The following is a 25874-nucleotide window of genomic DNA, read 5'->3' on the forward strand; positions in this document are numbered from 1 at the left end:
TAGCCGATAGATATACTTTTTCTATATATATTCTTAATTTAAAAATATTTTTCCTTTTTACTATTATTTTAGTCTGGCAAATTGGTCAAGTTACAGAAAGAATCAAAAATCTATATTGACATGATAAAATTGAAGACGATATAATTGTATGCTGTTCAAAGAAAGTATCTAGACTGTTAAACTAGGGGAAAATCATATCAATAGCATCAGCACTAGTAGCTGATAATGCCTAAGAGATGCCTAGTTTATCTTTTTTTGTTGTTTATTCATGAGGTGAACATGGCTAAGCGCCGTAACCCGAAAAAAGAAAAGGCGCTACGGAACCAGGCATACGCCAGAAAGTTTCGTAAACGGACTACAACGGGAAGAATGCAAAGAAGGTTCCAGCAAAGACCACCTAAGAGTGAGGAAGATGAAGGCGCAGCAGCAATTGATGCTGAGTAAGCAGCCTGCTTAATTTCTGATTCTTTAAGTGATTCTAATTTGAAGGGCGTATATCTTGTACGCCCTTATTTTTTGAAGTGTGAAGTGTAAAGTCTGTAGACGCTTTTAGCGGCTTGCCGCAGGCTAGTCTGAAATTTTATGATTTATAGCAATAGCCAAGGTAGTTAGGATATTGGTAAATAATAAAACTTAGACACCGAAAGGCTTTTATTCCTGTTCCCTGATTTGAGTGCGGGCGGTATGAATTGCTTTATTGACTTGGGCAAAACCTGTACCGCCATAACTGTTACGGGCGGCGACAACTGTACGAGGTGCGATCGCATCATAAATATCTGCGGCGAATGCGGGATGTAATTGTTGCCATTCGTCTAATGTTAAGTCCTTCAAAAGTTTACCCGCAGCAATGCTAGTTTTTACTACTTTGCCTACGAGATTATAGGCTTCACGGAAAGGAACACCTCTTGCTGCTAAGTAATCTGCTACATCTGTGGCATTGGAAAAGTCTTCTGCAACCGCTTCACCCAAGCGCTGACTACGAAATTCCAATCCTTCGCGCAGCAAAATTGTCATTGCTTCTAAACAAGCTTTGACTGTATTAACGCCATCAAATAAACCTTCTTTGTCTTCTTGTAAATCTTTGTTATATGCCAAAGGCAAGCCTTTCATAATAACTAACATTGCCTGAAGATGACCAAAGACACGCCCAGTTTTGCCGCGTACTAATTCTGGTACGTCGGGATTTTTCTTTTGCGGCATAATGCTAGAACCAGTTGCACAGCTATCTTTGAGCGTGATGAAGCGAAATTCTTCCGATGCCCACAGAATGATTTCTTCCGAAAGACGGCTGAGATGAACCATAATTAAACTGGCAGCACACAAAAATTCGATCGCAAAATCGCGATCGCTCACTCCATCCAAGCTGTTAGCATAAACATTATCAAAATTGAGTAATTGGGCGGTGTAATGGCGGTCAATCGGAAAAGTCGTTCCAGCCAAAGCACCGCATCCCAATGGTGAAATATTGACTCGGCGAGAAACATCACCCAAGCGTTCCCAGTCGCGTTGCGCCATTTCAAAGTAAGCCAAAAGGTGATGGGCTAAACTCAAAGGTTGGGCGCGTTGTAAATGGGTGTAGCCAGGAATCAGAGTTTCAACGTTTTGTTCTGCTATATCTAGCAAAACTTGTTGAAATTCCCGCAATTGGTGACGAATTTGCTGAATTTGGTCGCGGAGATAAAGCCGAGTATCTGTACCTACTTGGTCGTTGCGCGATCGCGCTGTATGTAACTTTTTACCAACATCGCCGACAATTTCTGTAAGTCGCTTTTCCACGGCAAAATGTACGTCTTCAGCATCAATTCCTGGTTGAAATTTGCCTTGACGATATTCTTGGCGAATTTGTTCTAAACCTGCAACAAGTTGTTCGCCTTCCTCTGGGGAAATTATTCCCGTATGCGCCAACATTTTGGCATGAGCTTGAGAACCAGTCAGGTCGTATTCTATTAATTCAATATCAAAATTAATGCTGGCATTAAAACGAGCGATCGCCGGATGCAGTGCTGATTCAAATCGCTGGCTCCAAGTTTGTTGTTGCGTCATAAAAAAACGGGAATGGGGAGTAGGCAAATACTCTAATCCCTACTATTTACACCCCATTCATGTCAACCGTAGCTGGTAAGATTACGAAACAGCCAACCAATCACCAAACCAATCAGCAAAGCCCAAATTTGACCTGTCTGTACAAAGTGATTCCAAGCTTTTTGTACCTGTCCGAGCAGATTAGGGTCAGTAATTTGTTGTGCCAGCACTATGGCATTCATAGGTAAATGCCAAAATAATTGAAATGTATAATCGTTCAGGTAGTTCATATCAAATCCCCGTGAAGTCCTTTATGTCATAACCTCTACATATATGGGATGTCCAGTATTTGGTTAATTTGATACGAGCTAGAGACTAGAGGCTTGAGTTGGCATAGATAACAGCTGGACATGATATTAAGCTTTAAGTACCCTCACAACTTTTTCACAACAGAAATCTATCCTTTAATTAGGATTGGCTAGGGGTGTCTTACTGGCTGGCTTAGATAAATTTCATATCTGGTCGTAGAGGCTAAATCGCCCTAGAACTTCTTATCAAATCACTTGATTGAGAAAGGGAAGAGAAAGCAAGGAGTTTGCTGAGAGGTTTTTGAAAAGCTGAGGCTTTAGACAGGAGCGAAATAGGTTTTAGAAGGTTTACAGTTTGTTGAACAGATCAATGTAAATGTTGATGTCTGATTAAAAAACTACTCAAAATCGCCCAGTTGCAACAAATATTCAAGGGGAGCGCCCCATGAATTTATCAAGTCACTCATCTGTAATTTCTACCTTTCCCCTGACAGCTATTGTTGGTCATGAGGCGATCAAATTGGCGTTATTACTAGTCGCTGTAGACCCTGATTTGGGAGGGGTGGTAATTTCTGGTCGTCGCGGTACAGCTAAATCAGTTATGGCTCGCGCTCTTCATGCGCTGCTTCCCCCTATCGAAGTAGTTCAGGGTTCTTGCTGCAACTGTGATCCTGAGAAACCAGATGAGTGGGATGATGAAACAGTTAGGAGCAGCAGCCAACAGAAGAATGGAGAAGCTAATTTATCCCTACTGCCAACAGCAGTAATTCCCGCCCCTTTTATACAAGTTCCCCTGGGCGTGACCGAAGATAGATTGCTAGGTTCAGTAGATGTCAGTCAGTCAATCAAGCAGGGAGAGACGGTATTTCAACCTGGATTACTGGCACAGGCTCACCGGGGAATTTTGTATGTGGATGAAATTAATTTGCTGGAGGAACATATCGCTAATCCGCTCATGGCTATTTTAGCTGAGGGGCGCAACCAAATTGAGCGGGAGGGCATTAGTTTTCAGCATCCCTGCAAACCTTTGTTCATTGCTACCTACAATCCAGAAGAAGGTAAACTGCGAGAACATTTACTTGACCGAATTGCGATCGCGCTTTCTGCTGATGAGGTGTTGAGTATAGATCAGCGCGTTCAAGCTGTCGAGCAAGCTGTCAGTTACGCAGAATCTCCGCAAAAATTTCTCCAGCAATATGCCGAAGACATCGCAGACCTCAAAACTCAAATTATTCTAGCGCGAGCATTACTGAAAGATGTGCGAGTGAAACGCGAGCAGATTACCTACTTAGTCAATGAAGCGATTCGCGGTCAGGTACAGGGACATCGAGCCGAATTGTTTGCACTGCGAGTCGCTAGAGCGAGTGCGGCTTTGAATGGGCGGTTAGAAGTGAATGCTGAGGATTTGCGCCATGCAGTTGAATTAGTAATTGTACCCAGAGCAACGGTAATTGAGTTGACGATGGAACAGCCGCCACCGCCACCCGAACCGCAACCAGAACAACCGGAACAAACAGACACCGAAACCCAGGAGAAAACCGAACAGGAAACACCAAGTATCCCTGAAGAATTTGTCTTTTCCCCAGAAGGAGTCATTCTTGACCCTGCGGTGCTTTACTTTGCCAAAATCGCCCACCGCAGACAGGGTAAAGCTGGGGGGCGTGGGCTAATTTTTTCCCAAGACCGAGGGCGCTATGTCAAGCCGATGTTTCCCAAAGGCAAAATCCAACGGATTGCTATAGATGCCACCTTGCGTGCTGCTGCTCCCCACCAAAAGATACGTCACCAACGTCAGCCAGGTCGTCGGGTGATTATTGAAGACGACGATATTCGAGTCAAGCGATTAGCCCGCAAAGCTGGAGCATTGGTCATTTTTGTCGTTGATGCTTCTGGCTCAATGGCCTTGAATCGAATGCAATCAGCCAAAGGTGCAGCTTTGCAGTTGTTAGCGCAAGCATATCGTAGCCGCGACCAAATTGCTTTAATTCCCGTCCGGGGTGAACGTGCAGAGGTGTTGTTGCCTCCCACTCGCTCAATTACAACTGCTCACAAACGGCTAGACTGCTTACCTTGTGGTGGAGGTACTCCCCTGGCTCACGGTCTGGCTCAAGCAGTGCGAGTCGGCTCAAATGCTATGCAATCCAAAGATATTGGTCAAGTTGTAATTGTACTGATTACCGATGGTGGAGCGAATATTTCTCTGTCGCGCTCTCTTGGTCAACCGTTTTTGGGTGAAGAGAAACCAGATATAAAGGGAGAAGTGCTAGATATTGCTGTAAAACTTCGGAGATTAGGAATGCAGCTATTGGTCATTGATACAGAAAATAAGTTTATTTCAAGTGGGCTGCCCAAAGAGATAGTACAACGGGCAGGCGGTAAATATTATTACTTACCTAAAACAACAGAGCGAATAATTGCAGCGATGACGCAGAACGCAATAGCAGATATCAAAGGATGAATAAAACAGGCACTGGAATTAATAGTCTAAAGACAAAATGCGTCTTTGTTTATTCCCAACCACTCCGGCAATACTATTTTTAAGGGCGAACAGACGTTCGCCCCAATGACTGATCCCATTTCACAAAAAATCTGATACAAATACAGACTGTGTAGAGACGCGATATATCGCGTCTCTACAAAATTGATGTTTATCATGATTAACGTGAAATGGTATGAGGTTTATTTACCTGAAAATTGACGTTAGTTTACAACGACGCGATCGCCTTTTTTAGTAGATTCGTCTTTGCCTTCGACCTCTGGAAAAAGCTTGACTGATGCTTCTCCAAAAGTTTAGAAATCACCAAGCCTAATATGTTCTGAGAGAAGTTTCTTTAACTCCACTATGTTTTGTTTCTCTTGTTCCTTAACCTTTCTCCAAAAGGCTTGTACTGAATCATACCCCTCAGCATTAGCAATATATTGATCGTAACGCCATAGGGCATCCAGTCTTCGACTCAGATCGTGAACCATATCATGGTCGTGGTCTTTAACACCCTGCGATTCTCCCAGGTGTTCTACTTCCTTCCGATAAGTTTCTAAACTCATTTTTCATTCCTCTGGGACTCGAAAAAATGGACTTAACCGATTTCTTGGCTGCAAGCCCAGTCTCTGTAGCTGTTGGGCTTGTAGTCTCAGGAATTTCAATCACTGTAATTCGGTTGTGGTTATAGTTTGAAATACGCCCTAGCCTTAGATTACTCAAGGCTGATAACTCTTTGCTATTCCTTTTTGCAGATACATTATTTATCAAAAGACAGAATTAGTCATCTCTTCTCTCTGCCAAGACACACTCATCTTTCTGACTCAGCCCAAGCCAAACAAAGCAGTACTAATGAGATTTTTATCCCACCATAATTTCTTCCTCATTATTAATCTCTACTCTTCTTCAAGAAATCTCTTGGCTGATGTCTCTACTACTCTGTACTGCTAGGGTTTCAACTAAAGACAACCACAATAATTTCAACGTTAGTTTTTCAAACCAAGGTAAAGCAGTCCTACAGTTGAGGTAATTTCGCCGCTGTCCGCAAAATTTGCCCTGCTAATACGGCTGCGCCAAAACCGTTATCAATATTGACTACACCAACGCCAGCTGCACAAGAGTTAAGCATTGTCAATAGAGGTGCTAAACCACCAAAACTTGCACCATAGCCAATACTTGTAGGAACAGCAATCACAGGACAATCAGCCAAACCTGCAACCACACTTGGTAAAGCACCTTCCATACCAGCTACAACAATTAACACTGATGCAGAATCAATTAGGTGACGGTTACTCAGCAAGCGGTGAATTCCAGCTACACCTACATCCCAAAGTCGCTGGACGCGAAAACCAGAAAGTTCTGCTGTGACTGCGGCTTCTTCAGCTACAGCTAAGTCAGCAGTACCAGCCGAGAGAATACCAATCTCTCCCGGAAACTGTGGTTCGATAGTTTCGGGAGTAATAGCGCAAATTCTTGCTAATTCGTAGTATTGCAAACCCCGAACTTTTGATTGCAGTACCGCATAAACTGATGGTTCGATGCGAGTAGCCATCACCACGGGGTTACGTTGGCGCATCACTTCGATAATGCGGGCAATTTGTTCAATAGTTTTCCCAGGCCCCCAAATGACTTCCGGGAAACCGGTTCTCAGTGTACGATGGTTGTCGATTTTGGCAAACTCACCCACAGGTTCATAGGCTAAGTTTTTGAGTGAGTCTAAGGCAGTATCTGGGCTAACTTTACCATTGGCAACGGCTTCGAGGAGCGATCGCAAATTTTTGTCATTTGTCATTGTGTCATTTGTCATTTGTCATTTGTCATTTGTCAATGGTTTTTACTATGGACTATTGACTCTTGACTATTAACTATTTTGTAATTTTAATTTCATGAATATTCCAGAATGCCCCAGCAATAGCAGAATAGTTAATGCCTTCAAAGCGATTGCGTACTGCTGTCATTGATAATCCATTTACCAAATAAATAAAGGGCAGATTCTCCTGGGTAATCTGTTGGGTTTTACCATAAATTTCTTTAACTTTTGCCTCATCAAATTCCTGAGTAGCTTGGATATAAAGTTTACCAATTTCTAACTCCCAAGGAGAAGCTTCCCAGCCTTCAATTGGTTTTTGCCCAGGTTGTGGTTTTTGATTAAACATATGCAAGCCACCCTCAGGTGACCAAACATTAGCCCCATCATTTGGTTCTAAACCACCTGTCAAACCGAGTAAAGAAGCTTCCCAGTCTAAGGTATTAGAAAGTTTATCTGTATAGGTACTCCATGCGATGGGAGTAAAATCAACTTGCATACCGATTTTAGCTAGGTCTTGTTTAATCTGCGCTCCCATTGCTTCACGAATTTTATTACCGGAATTAGTGAGCAAAGTAAAGCGAACACGGTTCCCTTCAGAATCTAATAATTGACCTTGTGCGTTATATTTAAATCCAGCTTTAGTTAATAGTTGTTTGGCTTTTTCCAAATCGTAATTGTAGGTTTTTAATCCTTCTTCTGGTGAAAGATAATAGGGACTCTGTACAGTAACTGGTGAGTTTTGAGGTCTTCCTAACCCACGAAAAGTATTATTAATCATTGTTTGGCGGTCAATAGCATAAGCAACTGCCTGCCTAAACTCTACTGTGTTAAACCAACGTGATTTTATTGGATCTACCAATGGTTTTCCATTTCTTTTCCCTTTATTCAAATTAAACAAAACAAAGCTAGTGCCAGTTGCAGGTTCATTCCCATAAATTTTAAAATTTCCCTGTTTTTCTTGCACCTTAAGCAGAGAAAAGTAATCTGGTGTGACACCCACAGTATCTAACCCACCAGAACGAAATTGAAGTAAGGAAGTATCTGTATTTTCAACAATTTGCCAAACCAATCGTTCAATATAAGGCTGCGCTTTACCTTGAGCATCTTTACGCCAATAGTAAGGATTACGCCGAAATACTACACGCTCACTAGTGTCATAGCGCTCAAGTTTGTATGGGCCATTAACGATAATTTCGTTAGGAGGAGTATCAACACCCCATTTACTCAAAAATATCGGTTTCCCTTCACTGTCTTTCTGTTTGACATATTTTTGCAAAGCATGAGCGGGTAATATAGGAGTACCTGTATTCAATAGAAAAGGTCTAAAGGGTTCTGGTAAAGTAAATTCTACTTGCCGTTCATTTACTTTTTGAATAGTGGGTAGTTTCCGACTAATACCAATTCTGAAAGCATCTCTAACATCTGTCGGAATTGCTTCATTAAAATAAATATCTTTGTAGGTAAACACAACATCATCGGCTGTGAGTGGCTTACCATCAGACCATTTCAAGCCTTGACGCAGAGTAAAAGTAAACTTCAATTTATCTGCGGAAATTTGCCAAGATTCGGCTAATCTTGGCTCAACTTTTCCAGTAATGGGATTTTGGTCAACCAAGCCTTCGTAAGTTAAACCAAAAATATTCGGTGATTCTTGACTAAGAGGATAATTGAATGTTTTAGGATCACTAAGAATACTGCTTACTACTTGGGGTATTTGTGCAGCCGAACTTTTAAAGTTGCTAGGGTTACAAGCTGCAACTGTAACTGCTGTAAATGCAGATAAAATTATGAATATCCAAAAACGTTTAATTAACGAAAACATATTTGTATTAGCTTGCCTAATTGTAATTATGTTAACTATTTTGAGATTGTAGCCAACCCAAAAAATCTTGAGTTCTGCTAAAGTAGCTTCTTCCTGCATTATGCAAAGCTGACTGTATTTCTGGCTTGCCAAAATCAGTCTTATTCTCACTCAGAAACACTTTAGCTTGTTGACTATGTGAGTTTGCGTGTTCAATAACACTCCTTAAAATTAAGTTGTCCATAATATCATTTTGAATAAGCAAAGTTTCTGGTTGGATGATAGTTGATTGAGAAATATCCTGAATAATTCGTTGTTCTAACTGTATTAATTCAGCTTTTTCTAGAAGAATGTTTATTGCATTAGATAATCTCTGTTGAATATCATTAAGTAACGATATGTTTAAAATTTTGACTTGCTCTAAATTAGATAAAAAAGCTTTAGCATTAGGAGAGCTTAGATCGCGCTCTGAGTTATTAATTTGTTTGTCTAACTCTTGTCCAAACTTTTGGGCGTAATTCTTTTCTTTTTCCCATGTAGAAAGAGCTTCAATATAACAAATAGCTGGTATTACTATATGAATTGATTGTGGTGGGTTCCGAAGTAAATTTTCTGCTTGTAAATCTCTTCCCTTGGCAATAGCCATCAAAAAATTGGTTTCAATATAAAGTATCAGCACCTATGTTTACCTGAGAATAAGTTTTTCCCCCTTCCAGTTGTGATAATAAACCAATATCTGCTAATCCATTTGAGGCTGGCGGAAATTCTGATTTCCAGTGATATGCTAAATCACGTAGCCATGCTTCTACCAGCGTTTCCATGTATAAATTAAATATTCTTTTATGGCTAAATTCTGCATCATAATAGCTAAGAATGTCAGATGTTTGAAATGAACTAAGCCTCTGTAGTGAAGGAAGGTTTTTAGATATTTTATATCTAAATATTTCTATGTTTTTCAAATCAACTAGCATAGCAAAGACGACATCATTAATTACTAAAAATGGATTTTTGTGTGCTATTGTCCAGTAAAGTTTTAGTTGTGATAACCCTTTTTCTTTTGCAACAGTTCTTTCTGTTTCTAAATTTTTAACTTCCACAACTAAAACAATCTTTTTGTCTTTATTTAAAACAACAATATCAGCAACATAATTAACAGGTTGAAGTTTTGCGACTTCCATTTTTATCAGGCTCCCAGCTAGTTAATAATTTTAGATAGATTAATTGTTCATTTACATTTATCCTAGCTGCTAAAAAATTATTAGCTTAATCAGCAGCTACGAGTAAGACTACGGCATAAGCACAGATGCCTTCTTCTCGTCCGACTGGGCCTAGTTTTTCGTTGGTGGTAGCTTTGATGCCAACTTGATTAGGCTGCAATTCTAAAACAGTCGCTAGTTTGTCTCGCATCTTTTCAATATGCGGTTTTAATTTTGGACGTTCTGCTACTACTACTGAATCAATATTGCCTATTTGCCAACCTTGCTCTTTAATTAGCTGATGTACTTGAGTTAAAAGTATCAAACTATCTGCGCCCGCCCATTGGGGATCGCTGGGGGGAAAGTAATGGCCAATATCACCCAAGGATAAAGCTCCTAGCATGGCATCCATAATGGCATGAGTTAATACATCAGCGTCACTATGACCCAGTAAACCCAGTTCGTGGGGAATTTGAATTCCACCCAAAATTAAAGCGCGATCGCTCACTAATCTGTGAATATCGTAGCCGTTACCAATTCTGATGTTCATAGTCAATAGTCAATAGTCAATGGTCAAAAGGCAAGAAGCAGGAGTATTTCAGACTTCACACTTCATACTTTTTCATCCCCCTGCTCTTTGTCCTGTAGCCATTTTGAGAGCAAATCGGGACGGCGATCGCCTGTGCGTTTGATTTGTTGTTCATAACGCCAACGAGCAATGGCGGCGTGATTCCCAGAAAGTAAGACATCTGGCACCTTCCAACCGCGAAAATTCGCAGGACGAGTATACTGGGGATAATCCAATAATCCCTCTTCAAAACTTTCGGCCTTCAGAGACTCAACTTTGCCAACAGTTCCAGGTAGGAGGCGCACCACGCCATTAATTAAAGCCATTGCGGGAATTTCGCCACCTGTGAGAATAAAATCTCCTAAAGAGACTTCCCTTGTCACTAAATTTTGCACTCGCTCATCTACCCCTTCATAATGTCCACAGATGACCACTAGTTGGTCATAATTAGTCGCCAACTCCCGCAACAGAGGTTGGTTGATTGTTTGACCTTGCGGACTCATCAAAATTATCTCTCTGCGAGGTAAACAGGGCAGTGACTCCACAGCGCCAAATATTGGTTCTGGCTTCATCAGCATCCCCACGCCACCCCCGTAGGGTTCATCATCTACCTTTCGGTGTTTGTCATTTGTAAAGTCTCTAGGATTTACTAAATTAACTAGGGCAATTTGTTTGGCTAAAGCTTTACCTAACAGCCCAGAACTAAGAACTGAGGTAAAACAATCTGGAAAAAGCGTAACTATATCAAAGCGCACAGTAATTCGTATTCGAGAACACTAATCTTAAAATTGAATGTCTAGTAAACACAAGAAGCAAATGTAGGTTACAACTACAGATAAGCTTAATCAATAGTATCTAAAAGTACTAGAACTGTTGATTTTTAGTGGCAACCAAAGTTTTTCTAATTACTTAATTTATGTTTAAATATTGTCACAACTACATTTAAATTAATAATCTGACCAAAGTTAACAACTTCCAGGATGCATCGAGCCAGACTCGGAAACAGCGTGTTAAGACCTGCTCACACCCAATCCCAGAAAGGAAACTTAGTTCCCAACTTCCCCAAGGAACCCTAGATCCTAAACAATATTCTGCCAGTCTGGAACCGTGGACAGGTGAACAACAAGGCGCTGGCTTTGAGGAAAGGCAATAGATACATGAAAAATAATGTTTCATGTGCCTCAAGCAAGAAGCCAAGTTGGCAGAAATTGCCCCTTGCAACTTCCAAAAAGTGTCCTCTTAAGAAAGCAAAATGCCCAAAGCATTAGGATACTGAACCTTGTTAAATTCACACGCCATTCGCCACAAGCCAGGGAACCCGTCCAAAGCGATGGCTCACGCCATTCGCCACAAGCCAGGGAACCATGCGCGGCAGTCGCTCATGGGGGAAACCACGCCACTGAGGGAGTCGGCAAAGCCGCCCAACACAGTGGCTCCCCAAGACCGCGCTGCCTTACCAAAGCGATGGCTCCTGAAGTTGTTGACAGGAGAACAAAATGCAGCAATTGAAAGCTAAATCGCTGGAAATGAGGACACCCCAAGCAACTAAAACCGCTGTTATGGTCATCGGTGGCGCTGAAGATAAAGTTCATGGGCGCGAAATCCTGAGAACTTTTTTCGGTCGTGCTGGTGCTAGTAAGGCTTATATTACAATTGTTCCATCTGCCTCCCGCGAACCCGCTATTATCGGTGGTCGGTACATTCGCATTTTTGAGGAGATGGGTGCTGAAAAAGTTGAAATCTTAGACATTCGTGAGCGGGAACAGTGTGAATCCTCCCAGATCAAGGCATCTCTAGAGGCGTGTAGCGGGGTATTTCTCACCGGAGGAGACCAACTGCGCCTTTGTGGCGTATTGGCAGACACCCCAGCGATGGAAATTATCCGTCAGCGGGTGAGAGGAGGACAATTAACCTTAGCAGGCACTAGTGCTGGTGCAGCCGTAATGGGGCATCACATGATTGCTGGTGGCGGTAGTGGCGAAACACCAAATCGCTCTTTAGTGGATATGGCAACAGGTTTAGGATTTATTCCAGAAGTAATTGTTGACCAACACTTCCACAACCGCAATCGTATGGGTCGTCTGATTAGTGCGATCGCCTCTCATCCAGACCGACTGGGAATTGGTATCGATGAAGATACCTGTGCTGTATTTGAACGTGATGGTTGGCTACAAGTTATGGGCAAAGGCAGTGTCACTATTGTCGACCCGACTGAAGTCACCCATACCAATGAACCTCATGTTGGTGCTAATGAACCATTAACATTGCACAACTTACGTCTACATATCCTCAGTTATGGCGATCGCTTTCACCTGTACCAGCGGACTGTATTGCCTGCGGTACACCGGATCTCCAGCTGACGGTATAGAGTATCCGAGGTTACATTGAGGTTGATCGCATGTTTATTTATTGCGGTAGAAAAATTTAGCGGAATACCATGTAAACAGAAAAAACTGTTCACTATAAACAGTTTAGCGGTCAATTCCAGTATGAAACTAGAATTTTGGTTCCGAATCTCCATCTACCTATTCCCATGAGAATCCTCAAGATCCAGACCTTACGCGGCCCAAACTACTGGAGCATTCGACGCCACAAACTGATCGTCATGCGCCTCGATTTAGAGAACCTTGCCGAGACGCCCTCAAATGAAATCCCTGGATTTTATGAAGGATTAGTTGAGGCGCTGCCAAGTCTGGAGGGTCATTATTGTTCGCCTGGCTGTCATGGTGGTTTTCTAATGCGGGTACGAGAAGGTACTATGATGGGCCACATTGTGGAACACGTAGCTTTAGAACTCCAAGAACTAGCTGGAATGCACGTCGGCTTTGGTCGCACCCGTGAAACTTCCACCCCCGGAGTTTATCAGGTAGTCATAGAATACCTGAACGAGGAAGCGGGGCGCTATGCAGGCAGAGCCGCAGTCAGGCTGTGCCAAAGCATTGTAGACCGCGGCCGCTATCCCAAGGCAGAACTAGAACAAGATATCCAAGACCTAAAGGACTTCTGGCGTGACGCTTCTTTAGGCCCCTCTACAGAAGCAATTGTCAAAGAAGCAGAAAAAAGAGGCATTCCCTGGATGCAACTGGGCGCACGCTTTTTGATTCAACTAGGCTACGGCGTGAACCAAAAGCGGATGCAAGCCACCATGACGGATAAAACTGGCATTCTGGGAGTGGAACTAGCTTGTGATAAAGAAGCAACAAAACGTATCTTAGCAGCAGCTGGTGTCCCAGTACCTAGAGGTACAGTAATCAACTTTTTGGATGATTTAGAAGAAGCGATTGAATACGTTGGTGGCTATCCTATCGTGATTAAGCCACTCGACGGTAATCATGGACGTGGCATCACCATTGATATTAGGAACTGGGAAGAAGCCGAAGCAGCTTATGAAGCAGCTAGACAAGTTTCTCGGTCAATAATTGTTGAGCGGTATTACGTTGGGCGCGATCATCGGGTACTCGTGGTAGATGGCAAAGTAGTGGCCGTAGCCGAACGTGTGCCTGCTCATGTGGTTGGTGATGGTAGATTAACGATCGCCGAATTAATTGAGGAAACCAACAAAGACCCAAATCGCGGTGAAGGACACGATAAAGTTCTCACCAAGATTGAACTAGACCGGACTAGCTACCAACTACTAGAACGCCAAGGTTACACTCTCAATAGTGTATTACCAAAGGGGACAATTTGTTACCTCCGCGCTACCGCCAACCTCAGTACGGGTGGCATTGCCGTAGACCGGACTGACGAAATCCATCCTGAGAACATTTGGCTGGCGCAAAGGGTAGTTAAGACCATCGGTTTAGATATCGCTGGCTTAGATATCGTCACCACAGATATTAGCCGTCCTTTGCGCGAAGTCGATGGGGTAATTGTAGAAGTCAACGCGGCTCCTGGTTTTCGGATGCACGTTGCCCCCAGTTCTGGGATTCCCCGCAACGTTGCTGGTGCGGTGATTGATATGCTGTTCCCCAACGAGCAGTCTAGCCGTATCCCCGTCCTCAGCATTACAGGTACAAATGGTAAAACCACCACTACCCGACTGCTGGCACATATTTATAAACAAACAGGTAAGGTAGTAGGTTACACAACTACAGATGGAACTTATATCGGGGATTACTTAGTAGAAGCAGGTGATAACACAGGCCCCCAAAGCGCCCATCTCATCCTGCAAGACCCAACTGTAGAAGTAGCTGTATTAGAAAGCGCTCGTGGTGGTATTTTACGTTCCGGCTTGGGGTTTGAAGCGGCAAATGTCGGTGTAGTGCTGAATGTAGCTGCTGATCATTTGGGTATCGGCGATATTGATACCATCGATCAATTAGCCAACCTCAAGAGTGTAGTTGCCGAAGCTGTATATCCTGATGGCTATGCTGTACTCAATGCTGACGATCGCCGTGTGGCTGCAATGGCAGAAAAAACCAAAGCGAACATTGCCTACTTCACCATGAACCCGGACTCAGAATTAGTCCGCAAGCACATTCAACAAGGGGGAGTAGCCGCAGTCTATGAAAACGGCTATCTATCAATTGTCAAGGGCGATTGGACACACCGCATCGAAAGGGCAGAACAAATACCACTGACAATGGGCGGACGCGCACCGTTTATGATTGCCAACGCTTTAGCAGCCAGTTTGGCAGCCTTTGTGCAGAACGTTACCATTGAACAAATTCGCGCCGGATTAAAGACATTCCGTGCTTCTGTAAGTCAAACACCAGGCCGGATGAACCTATTTAACTTAGGAACCTTCCACGCCTTAGTAGACTACGCCCATAACCCAGCCAGTTACGAAGCCGTGGGTGCATTTGTCCGTAACTGGAACACCGGACAAAGAATTGGTGTCGTTGGTGGCCCTGGTGATCGCCGCGATGAAGACTTTGTTACCTTGGGTAAACTAGCCGCCGATATTTTCGACTACATTGTTGTTAAAGAAGACGATGACACACGTGGTAGACCACGGGGATCAGCCTCGCAATTGATTATGAAGGGTATTAATCAAGTTAAACCCGATGCACGTTGCGAAGTTATCATGGACGAAACCCAAGCAATTAATAAAGCTTTGGATATGGCTCCAGAAAACGGCCTAGTGGTAATTTTGCCAGAGAGCGTTAGTCGCGCCATTAAATTAATTAAAGTACGTGGTCTAGTTAAAGAGGAAGTGCCTCTACAAAACACTCCTACAGCAGCCACAGAAAATCAAAATCACAATGGGGTGTCACCTTCCTCGGTAATCAACACACTGTTATAACAGGGACAGGGAACAAGGAACAGACAATAGGTTAAAAGTACTTTCATATACGCTTTTTTCTGAAAATTTGTACCTCAATCACCTGTAATCTGCTGTAGATACAATTAGGATTTTTCATTAGTAAAGGCGCGAGAACTTCGCGCCTTTATATTTTCAACTCAATAGCGTAATGACTATTATGGCAGTCAAAACAATGCTTTAGCCTGTAACCTGTCCCCTGTAACCTATCCCCTTATTCTTGTTCTTTTTCCACACTTTTTTCATCATTAGGAGTATTCAATTCTTCTTTAAAACCCCGCAAAGTCTTGCCTAGTGCATTTCCCAGTTCAGGAATTTTTTTCGGGCCAAAAATCAGCAGCGCGACTATGGCAATTACACCCACTTCTGGCCATCCAAGTCCAAACATACAAGTTTCCTCTCAAGCTTCTGTAGTCAACTATAAACTGTGATGTACAAGCTATTTCTGACAGCATCTTGTCTAGTCTTGGGTAAGGGGGATACCTAACCAATCGCTTAATTCATGAGCTAACCATTTCAGTTCTGGTTCTGATAAGACAATATTACCATCCGGATATTTTTTGACTCCAACCCAGATATCTAATCTTGCTGGGATGGTAGTTCGATTACCTTCACTATCTTTAATAAAATGCTGGGGAATGTAAACTATCTTGGTGATATTTTCTCTAGGCGATCGCTGAGGTTTAAAAAATGTCCAACCCCATAAATCACGTTTGACGCTAATTTCCTGGTGATCTATTCGTAATCGCAGGCTGCCAAATAAACCAAATATTAAACCCCAGAGCATGACAAAGCCAGCACTCCAAAAAGGCAAAGAGAACAAAACAAAGGGAATATTTGCCGGGAAAGGTGCAGCAAGAGCGTTGATTGTCCAAAATAAAATAAATGAATTCCAGGCGATCGCAAATCCACCAGTAAATAGCATCGATGCCTTAAAACCACTTGGTGGAATGCTAATTTCTAGTGCATCCCAATTTTTTGTGAGTTGGATTTTGCTCCCAGCTGGTTTACCAACAGTTAAAGCTGTAGTTGGTGGTTGCCAATGGGAATCATTTAAAGCTTGCAGGGCTACATTTGCAGAACTCAAACGTCTATCCAGACTAGGTTCAGTCATCCACTTTAACCACCGAGTCAAACTCGAACTGAGATTAACTGCGCTATCAAACTGAATCCGAAAATCTTTTTGGGGTAAATCAGCCGGGTGAGTGCCTGTAACTAAGTAAATTAAAGTTGCACCTAAACTATATAAGTCAGATGCAGGCACTGTGCGTCCACCAAATTGTTCTGGCGGCATATAACCGTAAGTACCTACTACTGTTCGTGTTCCACCTTCAGTAGCCAGGACTGTTTGCACTGAACCAAAATCTATCAAATAGACTTGACCGACACTATTACCAGAACGCTCTCCCAATAAAATATTGCTAGGCTTAATATCACGGTGGATCACAGGAGGATTTAAACCGTGTAAGTAAGTCAAAATTTCTAAAACTGCTGTGGCTATCTGTTTAACTTCAAGTTCTGTAAAAGTCCGCCCAGATTGTAAGTATTGCTCTAAAGTTTGTGCTGGAATATAAGTTTGTACAAGAGCAAATCCTTTGATTGTAGGTGAATTTACCTCAAAATAGTCTAAATAGCGAGGAATCGCAGGATGTGATAAAGATTTTAAAGTTTCGGCTTCACGCTCAAATAACTTGAGATCATCCCATTCAAAGTCACTATTAAAAGAGAGTAACTTAATGATGACTAATTGTTGAGTTTTTAAATCACGAGCAACAAATGTCCGCCGCCCTGCCTTTTTTCCTAACTGCTGTTGAATTTCGTAGCGATCGCCTAATATTTGCTCGGTGACCATGATTACTTATCACGCTACATCGTAAAAATTTTTATAGTTTATGGTTTGTCCCATTAGACAAGCCGACATCTTTAGTATAAATGTGTGTTTCTATGCCTTCCCAACATTGGCCTTACGTTACCCCAGGCATTCCTGACGAATTATTCGAGCATTTGCCGGGAATTCCCTTCAGCCAACGAGAAGTGCGGCTGTTATTGATTGCACAACTCCGACTAAAACCCGATTCAGTATTTTGGGATATTGGTGCAGGGACAGGTACAATTCCCGTAGAAGTTGGGTTACTCTGCCCCAAAGGTAAGATTATTGCTGTAGAACGAGATGAAGAAGTAGCCAACCTCATCAAGCGTAACTGCGATCGCTTTGAGGTAAAGAATGTTGAAGTTCTAGAAGGTAGCGCCCCAGAATGCTTGCATGAGATTAAGACAGTACCTCATCGCGTGTGCATTGAAGGCGGACGACCCATCCAAGAAATTTTACAAGCAGTGTGGAATTATTTGCCTCCATCAGGTCGAGTCGTCGCTACAGCTGGTAATCTAGAAACCTTGTATGCTATTTCTCAAAGCTTTTCGCAACTGCGAGCTAGAAATATCGAAGTTGTTCAGTCTGCGGTAAATCGTTTAGAAACGCGTGGCTTTTCTCAGACTTTTACCGCAGTTGATCCCATTTTTATCCTCAGTGGTGAGAAACTAGACTAAATCTAAAGGATAAAGTCTGAAGTATGAAGTCTGAAATTAATGCTTCACACTTCACACTTCATACTTCAACATTTCATACTTATCGTTTATGCCTTGGTCTCGAATTATTAGTGGAATTATTGCGATCGCGCTTGCTTTGGTGGCAACCCTTTTAGGCGGTTGGTATTTCACCATTGTGATTGCGGTCAGCATCTTTTTAGGTCAACTGGAATATTTTAATTTAGTGCAGACTAGAGGCATTGTTCCTGCTGCGAAAACTACTATATTTGTCAGCCAAATTTTGCTGATCATCTGTACGGTAGATGGCAGTTTAGCTGATGCTGTACTGCCTTTAGGTGGTACTGTAATTTGTTTTTACTTGCTATTTCAGCCCAAAATGGCCACGATCGCTGATATTTCCGCTTCGATTATGGGACTATTTTATGTAGCTTACTTGTCAAGTTACTGGGTAAGATTACGGGGTATTGGTAGTGCAGCAGTTAGTAATATTCTGTTAAATGGTTATTGGCCTAATTCTTGGAATGAGATTTTAGACCAGAAAAATTTAGCAGTTTTACCGCCAGGGTTCACTTTCACAATACTGGCGTTTTTATGTATTTGGGCTGCTGACATCGGCGCTTATGTGATTGGTAAATTCTTCGGCAAAACCCGCTTGTCTGATATCAGCCCGAAAAAGACTGTGGAAGGCGCAGCATTTGGAATTGCAGCCAGTGTCGTTGTAGCGATCGCTGGAGCTTATTATCTTCAGTTACCTAAATATCTCTTCACAGGTACAGCTTTGGGTTTACTGATTGGCATTGCTAGTCTTTTAGGCGATTTAACTGAATCGATGCTCAAGCGCGACGCTGGGGTGAAAGATTCTGGACAGTTGATCCCCGGTCATGGTGGCATTTTAGATCGTACTGACAGTTACATCTTCACAGCCCCATTGGTTTACTATTTCGTCACACTGTTATTGCCGTTGATTAGGTGAAGGCAGAAGGCAGAAGCTATGAACAATTTCAGACTTCAGACTTCAGACTTTTTATGGATTAACATTAATCTTGCCGCGACACACCAACTGAGCCGGGATCACTTTTAGTTCTTGGATTTCGACATCCGAACCTAAATCTAGATCGTAATCATCATTACCTTCAACTAGCGGCGCACCATTTTCTAACACTTGAATATGTGATAACCGTAATTCATGATTACTCAGTAAATCTAAATTTAAAGATATTTCCAGAGGCGTATTTTCACTGGGACGTGTTACGATAGCACCCAGAATTATTCGATGATTCTCCAAAATAATTTTTTCCCAAGTTATTTGCTTGGATTTTGGGCTGTGTTCTGGTACAAGTTTAACCAGTACTTCATTTAAAGCAGTCCCTAACAGTTCGGATGAGAGGGAACAGTTGAGATCCTTCTCTTCTACGATCAGTTCGCCAATTACTGGTACTGTTGCTAACAGTCGTAAGGGCTGGCCTTTCAATACTGCGCCTATGTTGATTTGAATATTCTCCGCTACGAGTTGAATTCGTGTAATATGGAGGCCTTGATACACTGCATCGCTTGCAGAAACAGAAACCCAAGGAATACAACCAGAGAGAAGTTGGCGATCGCTCGCTTTAATATCTACCTCTAACTGGGATACACGACTCACTTGCGTTCTTAACCAGAGTTTGACTGCTGTTGTGAGGACGTTAGTAATAACTCGTATATGGTTTGCACCTTTTGCTTGGGAATTTTTTTCAGGCATGGAATTATTGTGTTGATGAGTATTAGCTCAGCAACTGACTGAACTGAAATAAGTCTTAAATGTAACATTTATGGCGATTCAGCACAAAATGCCAATACTATTATTATTTAAAGATTGAATAAAGAATAAGTAATTTCCACATGGAGGTAAGGTTACAGAAAGCTCTGTCTCAACTAGGTATTGCTTCACGTCGGGAAGCTGAAGAAATGATTCGGCAGTCGCGCGTGCAGGTAAATGGGGTATTGGCACATTTAGGTCAAAAAGTTGACCCGCAAACAGATGCGATCGCTATTGATGGTAAGTTAATTTCTGCCGCAGAGCGCCCGCCTTTAATATATTTGTTGTTAAACAAACCACCAGGAGTAGTTTCGACTTGCGATGATCCTCAGGGAAGAAAGACAGTTTTAGACTTACTACCCAAAAAGTTACGTGCAGGTTTAGGAATTCATCCTGTTGGTCGTTTAGATGCAGAGTCTACAGGCGCATTAATTCTCACAAACGATGGAGAACTGACATTTGGACTCACCCATCCACGTCATAGTATTCCTAAAACTTATCGTGTTGTGGTCAAAGGCCATCCTTCGCCAGCAGTAATTGAAAAGTGGTGTCAGGGTGTGATGTTAGATGGAAGAAAAACGCTCCCTGCTCAAGTAAATCTTATAGAAAGTTTTGCTGAAAATAGCTGTTTAGAAATAGTTTTAAAGGAGGGTAGAAATCGCCAAATTCGGCGCGTAGCCGAAATATTAGGACATCCAGTTATTAAATTACATCGAACTGCTATAGGTTCAATTCAATTAAAAAAGCCAAAGGAACCCTTATTACGTGAGGGTCAGTATCGTTCTCTAAGGGATGAAGAGGTTCGCTTTTTGCAAAAGTGCATCAAGCACATAACTATTAAAGATTCAGCTGAGGTAAGGAGCGTAGCAAAAGCATGAAGTGGTTTAAGTTTAAAAGAAAAAATCATGAGCAACCAACACTAACTCTAGAGCAACAAAGAGCAGAAAAGTTGAAAGAAATGGGCGCTCAACTTTGGGCTGCTCGTCAAGAGCGGAGTTTATCTCTAGAAGAAATGGTGGTGATTACCAAAATTTCGCGGCGGCTACTACAGGCGATTGAAGAAGGAAATCTAGAAGATTTACCAGAACCAGTTTATATTCAAGGTTTCATTAGACAATATGCCGATGCTTTAGGTTTTAATGGAGCAGAATTTGCTAAGGCTTTTCCTGTGACTTCTACACCAGTGGTGACAACAGCCACTGTTCCTGTAAATAGATCACTAGGTTTATTACGCCCGATTCATCTTTACTTACTGTACATATTTGTGATTGTCTGCTCTGTGAGCAGTTTATCTAAGGTGTTAAATAGTGCTGACTTTAGCGCTAGTAATAGTGAAAGTCAGCCACAAGCAGAAACTGTTGTACAACCAGCACAAAATTCAGAAAACGAGAATACAGAAGCTCAATCTGTAAGCGCAAATCAAGAAAATCAATCAGTGCAGATTGGTGTCACTTTGAAGGAAGCATCCTGGATTCGTGTAGTTGCTGATGGCAAAACCGAGTTTGAAGGAATTCTCCCAGAGGGAACTCACCGCGTTTGGAAAGCCCACGAGCAATTGACAGTCAAAACTGACAATGCTGGTAGTGTGATGATGAGCGTCAATCAGCAAGAAGCTAAACAAATGGGAGAACCTGGTAAACCAGAAGAAGTGAAGATTGCTGCGGCTAAGCCTCAATCTTGAAAAGATGAGGGAGATAAAAGGCTGGGGAGATAAGGCGCAGGGAGCAAGGGGGAAATATTCTCTCCCTGGCTTTCTGCCCCCTGCCAAGTTTCCTCATTTTGGTTGGGGAGCGCGACCGTATAATTGGGTTAGAGCTTTTAAGCGATCGCTTAACTCTTTGGTCAATGCTTCTGAGTGATAGCGCCACCCCCAGTTACCTTCGGCCACACTAGGGAAATTCATCCGCGCCTCAGTTCCCAAGCCTAAAACATCCTGCAACGGAATAATTGCTTGATTGGCCACAGAACTTAAAGCCAAGCGAATCAAATCCCAATGCACACCTTCAGGGCTAATACAACCTAAATAAAGTAAGAAGTTTCGCTTTTCGTAATCATTGGCTTTATCAAACCAGCCGACTGTTGTGTCATTGTCATGAGTTCCGGTATAAACTACAAAATTCCGTGAGTAGTTGAAAGGTAAAAAGGGATTACCGGGATCAGAACCAAAGGCAAACTGCAACACCTTCATCCCAGGAAATTCATACTTATCACGCAGTGCTTCTACCTCTGGCGTAATTACTCCTAAATCCTCAGCTAACACAGGTAGCTTACCCAATTTATTTTTAATTGCATCAAACAACTCATCTCCAGGTGCTTTCATCCACTCGCCATTGATGGCTGTTTCTTCGCCTTGCGGTACAGCCCAATAAGCTTCAAATCCTCTAAAGTGGTCAATGCGAATCACATCTACGTAATCTAGCATCGCTTCAAAGCGACCTATCCACCACTTAAAGTTTTGTTTTTGCAATTCTTCCCAGTCGTAAACTGGGTTACCCCATAATTGACCAGTAGCACTAAAGTAATCTGGTGGAACTCCCGCCATCAGTTTCGGTTCTCTGGTTTCTTCATCTAGACAAAAGATGTCGGGATGTGACCACACGTCAGAACTATCTTGAGCTACATAAATTGGAATATCGCCAATAATGTGAATGCCGCTCATATTGGCATAAGCCTTGAGTTCCGACCACTGACGGAAAAATTCAAACTGGATGAATTTGTAATAAAAAATCTCAGCACTTAACTGCCGCTGTGCTTGCTCAATTGCTTCTGGTTCGCGCTTTACTAGTGCTGGTTCCCAAGTATGCCAGCTTGCTCCTTCGTGGGCATCTTTGAGCGCCATGAATAAGGCATAATCATCTAACCAATAAGCTTTGCTGCCACAAAAACCTGCAAATTCTGTTTGTTGTATGGGGGTTGCTTGCACTTGAAAATTTTTGCAGGCCGTTTTGAGCAATTCCACCTTAATTGGTAAAATTTTGTCGTAATCTACCTGAGCAGTGTTGAATTGTGGCAAATTAGCAAAGTCTGCTTCAGAAAGTAAACCTTGCTCTTGAAGTTTTTCAGGACTGATGAGCAAAGGATTACCTGCCATTGCGGAATAAGCAGCATAAGGAGAATTACCATAACCAGTAGGACCCAAAGGCAAAACTTGCCAATATTGCTGGTAGCTCTCTCTGAGAAAATCAATAAACTTGTAGGCTTCTAAGCCTAAATCACCAATACCAAATCGGCTGGGAAAAGAAGTAGGATGCAGCAAAATGCCGCTGGATCTGGGAAAAGGCATATTTATTTAGTTTCAAGTATAGGCGAAAGCAATTGTCAAGGGCGACACGCTAAGCGATCGCATTGAATCTATCACAGAAAAGCAGATTCTTATCTTTTGTTCATAGTCATTTGTCATTTGTCTTTAGTTAGTAATCTAATGACTATTAACTTAATGACTAGTGACTATGAATTACCGTAATCCTGCTCCGACGGTTGATATCATCATTGAATTGGTTGACCGACCACATCGGCCAATAGTGTTAATTGAAAGGCTTAATTCCCCATTTGGCTGGGCAATTCCCGGTGGTTTTGTTGACTATGGTGAACCTGTGGAAGTAGCAGCCAAGCGGGAAGCTGAGGAAGAAACAAATTTGCAGGTAGAGTTAATTGAACAATTTTTGGTATATTCTGATCCCAGCCGCGACCCTCGTCAGCATACGATTAGCATGGTATTTTTGGCAACAGCAACAGGAGAGCCAAAGGCGGGAGATGATGCCAAAAATGTAGGCATTTTTGAGTCTTGGCGTGTGCCGAGTAATTTATGTTTTGACCACGATCGCATTCTGCGGGATTATTGGCATTATCGGCATTATGGTATACGCCCCAGGTTAGGTTTTAACTAACAAACCGCAAATTAAAAGAATACTGGTGACACAGAATACTTGCGCTTATACTGTGTCAGTGGTATTCAAAGGTGCATTATGGATGCTGAGGAACTTTTGGAGAGATACGCAGCAGGTGAACGAAAATTTCATTCAGTAAATCTGAGTGAACAAAATCTTCAAGGATCAGATTTTAGTGATATGGAGCTAAACAACGCAAATTTGAGCGGTGCTGATTTAAATGAGACCAACTTAACAAAAGCGAATCTTAATAATGCAAATCTCACTAAAGCATCTCTAAAAAACACAAAGTTAAATTCAGTCAACGCTTCTTCAGCAACATTTGATTGGACAGAACTAAATGGTGCTGATTTAAGTTGGTCAAATCTGAGTAGTGCTAATTTATATTATGCAAACTTAGAACAAGCAAAGCTAACAGGTACAAATCTAAGTAGCGCAAAATTAATTTCTGCAAATTTAGATGCAGTGAACTTGAGTGGAGCTAATCTTAGTAATGCAGACCTAAGTGTAGCTTCATTAGCTTCAGCTAATCTAAGTAAAGCTAACCTATCCAATGTCAATTTAGTTGATGCTTATTTAATAGGATCTGACTTGACTCTAGCAAATTTAACTGACGCAAAGTTAGAACGTGCTAAACTCCAAAGCACTAAATTCTCTAGAGCAAAATTGGATAAAGTGAATTTGTCAGAGATGAACTTAGCTAATGTAGACTTTACAGCAGCCTCACTTCAAAGTACTAATCTTAAAAAAGCACTACTCCAAGGAGCGAATTTAGAAAAAGTCAATTTGCGATGGGCAAAACTAACCCATGCAAATCTGAATAAAGCAAACTTGAGAAGGGCTGACTTAACGGGTGCAGATATCTATGGTGCAACCTTTATAGATGCTGACCTAACTGGTGCGATAATGCCTGATGGAGAAATCTACAAACCGATCGCTGCTGAGGTGGAAGTCGGTAAACAGGAAGGATCGTTAGAAAAAGTAATATCTATGACACGAAAAGTTATTAATACTGATCAAGCACCTGCACCAGTGGGGCCATATAATCAAGCGATCGCAGCTTCTGGTCAAATGATATTTGTGGCTGGACAAATTGCGATCGATCCTCGGCTTGGTGATGTTGTTTACACTGATGATGTAAAAAAGCAAACTGAGCAAGTATTAGCAAATCTAGAAGCAATTCTCAAAGCTGCTGGAGCGACTTTTGCTAATGTTGTCAAGACAACTGTATTTTTAGCTGATATGAATGATTTTGCTGCTGTGAATGCAGTTTATGCTAAATACTTCCCTGAAGATACAGCGCCAGCGCGTGCTTGTGTTCAAGTTTCGCGGTTACCAAAAGATGTGCTGGTAGAAATTGATTGTATCGCAGTGGTTTGAAACTAGTTGATCAGCTAATAACCTCGACTTCTTTAAAAAGTTGGGGTTATAAATTCATTTTAATACCTGAGAGAGGGCGGAATGAGCCGCTATATCATTGCTCCATCTGCCAGCCGTGATTTAGTTGAATTAAAATTATTAGTATAGGATGGCTATAGATCCAACATTGATTAAGCAGTTTCCAGAATTGATGGCAGTGTTAACTTTCAACACTAGAATTAGCGATTAAGACTTCAGGTTGACTTACTTGCTCTTGAGCAAGACGTTCATAGTGTTCTTTATCTCTATATTTGATAACTCTACTAGGTTGACCGCCTACAATTGCTAGAGGTTCAACATTAGAAGTTACAACTGTACCTGCTGCGATAATTGCTCCATCTCCAATCACAATACCTGGAATAATTAAAACATTGGCTCCAATCCAAACGTTCCGACCAATCACAACAGGTTTATGAATGTAAACATCGTGTTCGTAAGGTAGCGCATTACTTTGATAATCGTGATTCGCAGATAAGATGACAACGTTAAATCCGATTGTAGTGTTATCGCCAATGGTAATTCCACCGCGACCATCTAATACGACATTTGTGCCAATGTAAATTTTATTGCCTAGGGAAACATTTTGCGGATGGTCAATCCGAATATCATTTCTAAATCGCACACGGGAACCAACAAATTTTAATTGGCGCTTGAGTTCTTGATGTTGATATTGCCTGATTTTGGTTTGCAAGTATTCTTCCCACTTGACAATGTGAGGGATGAAAGATATTAATATTCGCTCTAATTTATTGGTAATTTTATTGCTAATTTGTTTCATG

General features: G+C 42.0%; 25 protein-coding genes. 11 read left to right on the forward strand and 14 right to left on the reverse strand.

The window, feature by feature from the left end; all coding sequences use genetic code 11:
- Nucleotides 1–279: 279 nt before the first annotated feature.
- Complete coding sequence (locus tag ACMX3D_RS12525) at nucleotides 280–444, forward strand: hypothetical protein (protein WP_009457656.1); 165 nt, start codon at nucleotides 280–282, stop codon at nucleotides 442–444.
- 207 nt (nucleotides 445–651) lie between these two features.
- Here the strand turns inward: ACMX3D_RS12525 and argH are convergent, their stop codons facing one another.
- Together argH and ACMX3D_RS12535 are read right to left on the reverse strand one after the other, a co-directional pair.
- The gene (gene argH, locus ACMX3D_RS12530) at nucleotides 652–2043 is read right to left on the reverse strand and encodes an argininosuccinate lyase (protein WP_482751731.1); all 1392 of its coding nucleotides are present in this window, start codon (nucleotides 2041–2043) and stop codon (nucleotides 652–654) included.
- Between the two features lie 62 nt (nucleotides 2044–2105).
- Complete coding sequence (locus tag ACMX3D_RS12535) at nucleotides 2106–2312, reverse strand: hypothetical protein (RefSeq protein WP_482751732.1); 207 nt, start codon at nucleotides 2310–2312, stop codon at nucleotides 2106–2108.
- 463 nt (nucleotides 2313–2775) lie between these two features.
- On the opposite strand from ACMX3D_RS12535, the gene bchD reads away from it, so the two are divergent.
- Nucleotides 2776–4788 carry a magnesium chelatase ATPase subunit D gene (gene bchD, locus ACMX3D_RS12540; protein WP_482751733.1) on the forward strand — a complete coding sequence of 671 codons (2013 nt, stop codon included), beginning with the start codon at nucleotides 2776–2778 and terminating at the stop codon, nucleotides 4786–4788.
- A gap of 332 nt (nucleotides 4789–5120) precedes the next feature.
- Here the strand turns inward: bchD and ACMX3D_RS12545 are convergent, their stop codons facing one another.
- The 7 genes from ACMX3D_RS12545 to trmD form a co-directional block, all read right to left on the reverse strand.
- Complete coding sequence (locus ACMX3D_RS12545; protein ID WP_482751734.1) at nucleotides 5121–5375, reverse strand: hypothetical protein; 255 nt, start codon at nucleotides 5373–5375, stop codon at nucleotides 5121–5123.
- Nucleotides 5376–5824: 449 nt separating this feature from the next.
- Nucleotides 5825–6601 carry a nickel pincer cofactor biosynthesis protein LarB gene (gene larB, locus ACMX3D_RS12550; protein ID WP_482752330.1) on the reverse strand — a complete coding sequence of 259 codons (777 nt, stop codon included), beginning with the start codon at nucleotides 6599–6601 and terminating at the stop codon, nucleotides 5825–5827.
- Nucleotides 6602–6674: 73 nt separating this feature from the next.
- A complete protein-coding gene (locus ACMX3D_RS12555) occupies nucleotides 6675–8441 on the reverse strand; it encodes an ABC transporter substrate-binding protein (protein ID WP_482752331.1) in 1767 nt (588 codons plus the stop codon).
- A 31-nt stretch (nucleotides 8442–8472) separates the two neighbouring features.
- Nucleotides 8473–9066 carry a PIN domain-containing protein gene (locus ACMX3D_RS12560; RefSeq protein ID WP_482751735.1) on the reverse strand — a complete coding sequence of 198 codons (594 nt, stop codon included), beginning with the start codon at nucleotides 9064–9066 and terminating at the stop codon, nucleotides 8473–8475.
- A 13-nt stretch (nucleotides 9067–9079) separates the two neighbouring features.
- Entirely contained in the window at nucleotides 9080–9598 is a 519-nt protein-coding gene (locus tag ACMX3D_RS12565; protein WP_482751736.1) for a hypothetical protein, read from the reverse strand.
- 85 nt (nucleotides 9599–9683) lie between these two features.
- Nucleotides 9684–10166 (reverse strand): 2-C-methyl-D-erythritol 2,4-cyclodiphosphate synthase, encoded by a 483-nt coding sequence (gene ispF / locus ACMX3D_RS12570; RefSeq protein ID WP_482751737.1) that lies wholly within the window; start codon nucleotides 10164–10166, stop codon nucleotides 9684–9686.
- Nucleotides 10167–10228: 62 nt separating this feature from the next.
- The gene (gene trmD / locus ACMX3D_RS12575; protein WP_482751738.1) at nucleotides 10229–10939 is read right to left on the reverse strand and encodes a tRNA (guanosine(37)-N1)-methyltransferase TrmD; all 711 of its coding nucleotides are present in this window, start codon (nucleotides 10937–10939) and stop codon (nucleotides 10229–10231) included.
- Between the two features lie 524 nt (nucleotides 10940–11463).
- Between trmD and ACMX3D_RS12580 the strand changes: the two genes are divergently transcribed.
- The 3 genes from ACMX3D_RS12580 to cphA all read left to right on the forward strand — a co-directional run bounded on the left by ACMX3D_RS12580 (nucleotide 11464) and on the right by cphA (nucleotide 15429).
- Nucleotides 11464–11700 (forward strand): hypothetical protein, encoded by a 237-nt coding sequence (locus ACMX3D_RS12580; protein WP_482751739.1) that lies wholly within the window; start codon nucleotides 11464–11466, stop codon nucleotides 11698–11700.
- Entirely contained in the window at nucleotides 11681–12544 is an 864-nt protein-coding gene (locus ACMX3D_RS12585; RefSeq protein ID WP_482751740.1) for a cyanophycinase, read from the forward strand. Before ACMX3D_RS12580 ends, ACMX3D_RS12585 begins: the two co-directional genes overlap by 20 nt.
- Before the next feature lie 173 nt (nucleotides 12545–12717).
- Nucleotides 12718–15429 carry a cyanophycin synthetase gene (gene cphA, locus ACMX3D_RS12590; RefSeq protein ID WP_482751741.1) on the forward strand — a complete coding sequence of 904 codons (2712 nt, stop codon included), beginning with the start codon at nucleotides 12718–12720 and terminating at the stop codon, nucleotides 15427–15429.
- 232 nt (nucleotides 15430–15661) lie between these two features.
- Here cphA and tatA read toward each other — a convergent pair whose 3' ends face one another.
- Both tatA and ACMX3D_RS12600 read right to left on the reverse strand, forming a co-directional pair.
- Nucleotides 15662–15835: a twin-arginine translocase TatA/TatE family subunit gene (gene tatA / locus ACMX3D_RS12595; RefSeq protein ID WP_482751742.1), complete on the reverse strand. Its 174-nt coding sequence runs from the start codon at nucleotides 15833–15835 to the stop codon at nucleotides 15662–15664.
- Nucleotides 15836–15907: 72 nt separating this feature from the next.
- Nucleotides 15908–17299 (reverse strand): serine/threonine protein kinase, encoded by a 1392-nt coding sequence (locus tag ACMX3D_RS12600; RefSeq protein ID WP_482751743.1) that lies wholly within the window; start codon nucleotides 17297–17299, stop codon nucleotides 15908–15910.
- Between the two features lie 92 nt (nucleotides 17300–17391).
- Between ACMX3D_RS12600 and cbiT the strand changes: the two genes are divergently transcribed.
- On the forward strand, nucleotides 17392–17994 hold the full coding sequence (gene cbiT, locus ACMX3D_RS12605) for a precorrin-6Y C5,15-methyltransferase subunit CbiT (protein ID WP_482751744.1): 603 nt from the start codon (nucleotides 17392–17394) through the stop codon (nucleotides 17992–17994).
- 88 nt (nucleotides 17995–18082) lie between these two features.
- Nucleotides 18083–18967 (forward strand): phosphatidate cytidylyltransferase, encoded by an 885-nt coding sequence (locus tag ACMX3D_RS12610; RefSeq protein ID WP_482751745.1) that lies wholly within the window; start codon nucleotides 18083–18085, stop codon nucleotides 18965–18967.
- 51 nt (nucleotides 18968–19018) lie between these two features.
- Here ACMX3D_RS12610 and ACMX3D_RS12615 read toward each other — a convergent pair whose 3' ends face one another.
- Nucleotides 19019–19732 carry an LmeA family phospholipid-binding protein gene (locus ACMX3D_RS12615; protein WP_482751746.1) on the reverse strand — a complete coding sequence of 238 codons (714 nt, stop codon included), beginning with the start codon at nucleotides 19730–19732 and terminating at the stop codon, nucleotides 19019–19021.
- Between the two features lie 140 nt (nucleotides 19733–19872).
- On the opposite strand from ACMX3D_RS12615, the gene ACMX3D_RS12620 reads away from it, so the two are divergent.
- Both ACMX3D_RS12620 and ACMX3D_RS12625 read left to right on the forward strand, forming a co-directional pair.
- Nucleotides 19873–20667 (forward strand): pseudouridine synthase, encoded by a 795-nt coding sequence (locus tag ACMX3D_RS12620; protein WP_482751747.1) that lies wholly within the window; start codon nucleotides 19873–19875, stop codon nucleotides 20665–20667.
- Nucleotides 20664–21470 (forward strand): helix-turn-helix domain-containing protein, encoded by an 807-nt coding sequence (locus ACMX3D_RS12625; protein ID WP_482751748.1) that lies wholly within the window; start codon nucleotides 20664–20666, stop codon nucleotides 21468–21470. The genes ACMX3D_RS12620 and ACMX3D_RS12625 overlap by 4 nt, the downstream gene beginning before the upstream one ends.
- Nucleotides 21471–21563: 93 nt before the next feature.
- Here the strand turns inward: ACMX3D_RS12625 and malQ are convergent, their stop codons facing one another.
- Nucleotides 21564–23072 carry a 4-alpha-glucanotransferase gene (malQ, locus tag ACMX3D_RS12630; RefSeq protein WP_482751749.1) on the reverse strand — a complete coding sequence of 503 codons (1509 nt, stop codon included), beginning with the start codon at nucleotides 23070–23072 and terminating at the stop codon, nucleotides 21564–21566.
- A gap of 166 nt (nucleotides 23073–23238) precedes the next feature.
- Here malQ and ACMX3D_RS12635 point away from each other — a divergent pair, with 166 nt between their 5' ends.
- Together ACMX3D_RS12635 and ACMX3D_RS12640 are read left to right on the forward strand one after the other, a co-directional pair.
- Complete coding sequence (locus ACMX3D_RS12635; RefSeq protein WP_482751750.1) at nucleotides 23239–23676, forward strand: NUDIX domain-containing protein; 438 nt, start codon at nucleotides 23239–23241, stop codon at nucleotides 23674–23676.
- 78 nt (nucleotides 23677–23754) lie between these two features.
- Complete coding sequence (locus ACMX3D_RS12640; protein WP_482751751.1) at nucleotides 23755–25056, forward strand: Rid family detoxifying hydrolase; 1302 nt, start codon at nucleotides 23755–23757, stop codon at nucleotides 25054–25056.
- Nucleotides 25057–25255: 199 nt separating this feature from the next.
- Here ACMX3D_RS12640 and ACMX3D_RS12645 read toward each other — a convergent pair whose 3' ends face one another.
- On the reverse strand, nucleotides 25256–25873 hold the full coding sequence (locus ACMX3D_RS12645) for an acyltransferase (protein WP_482751752.1): 618 nt from the start codon (nucleotides 25871–25873) through the stop codon (nucleotides 25256–25258).
- Between the last annotated feature and the right edge of the window lies 1 nt (nucleotide 25874).

It is taken from the genome of Anabaena sp. TISTR 8404 (genome assembly GCF_056847745.1).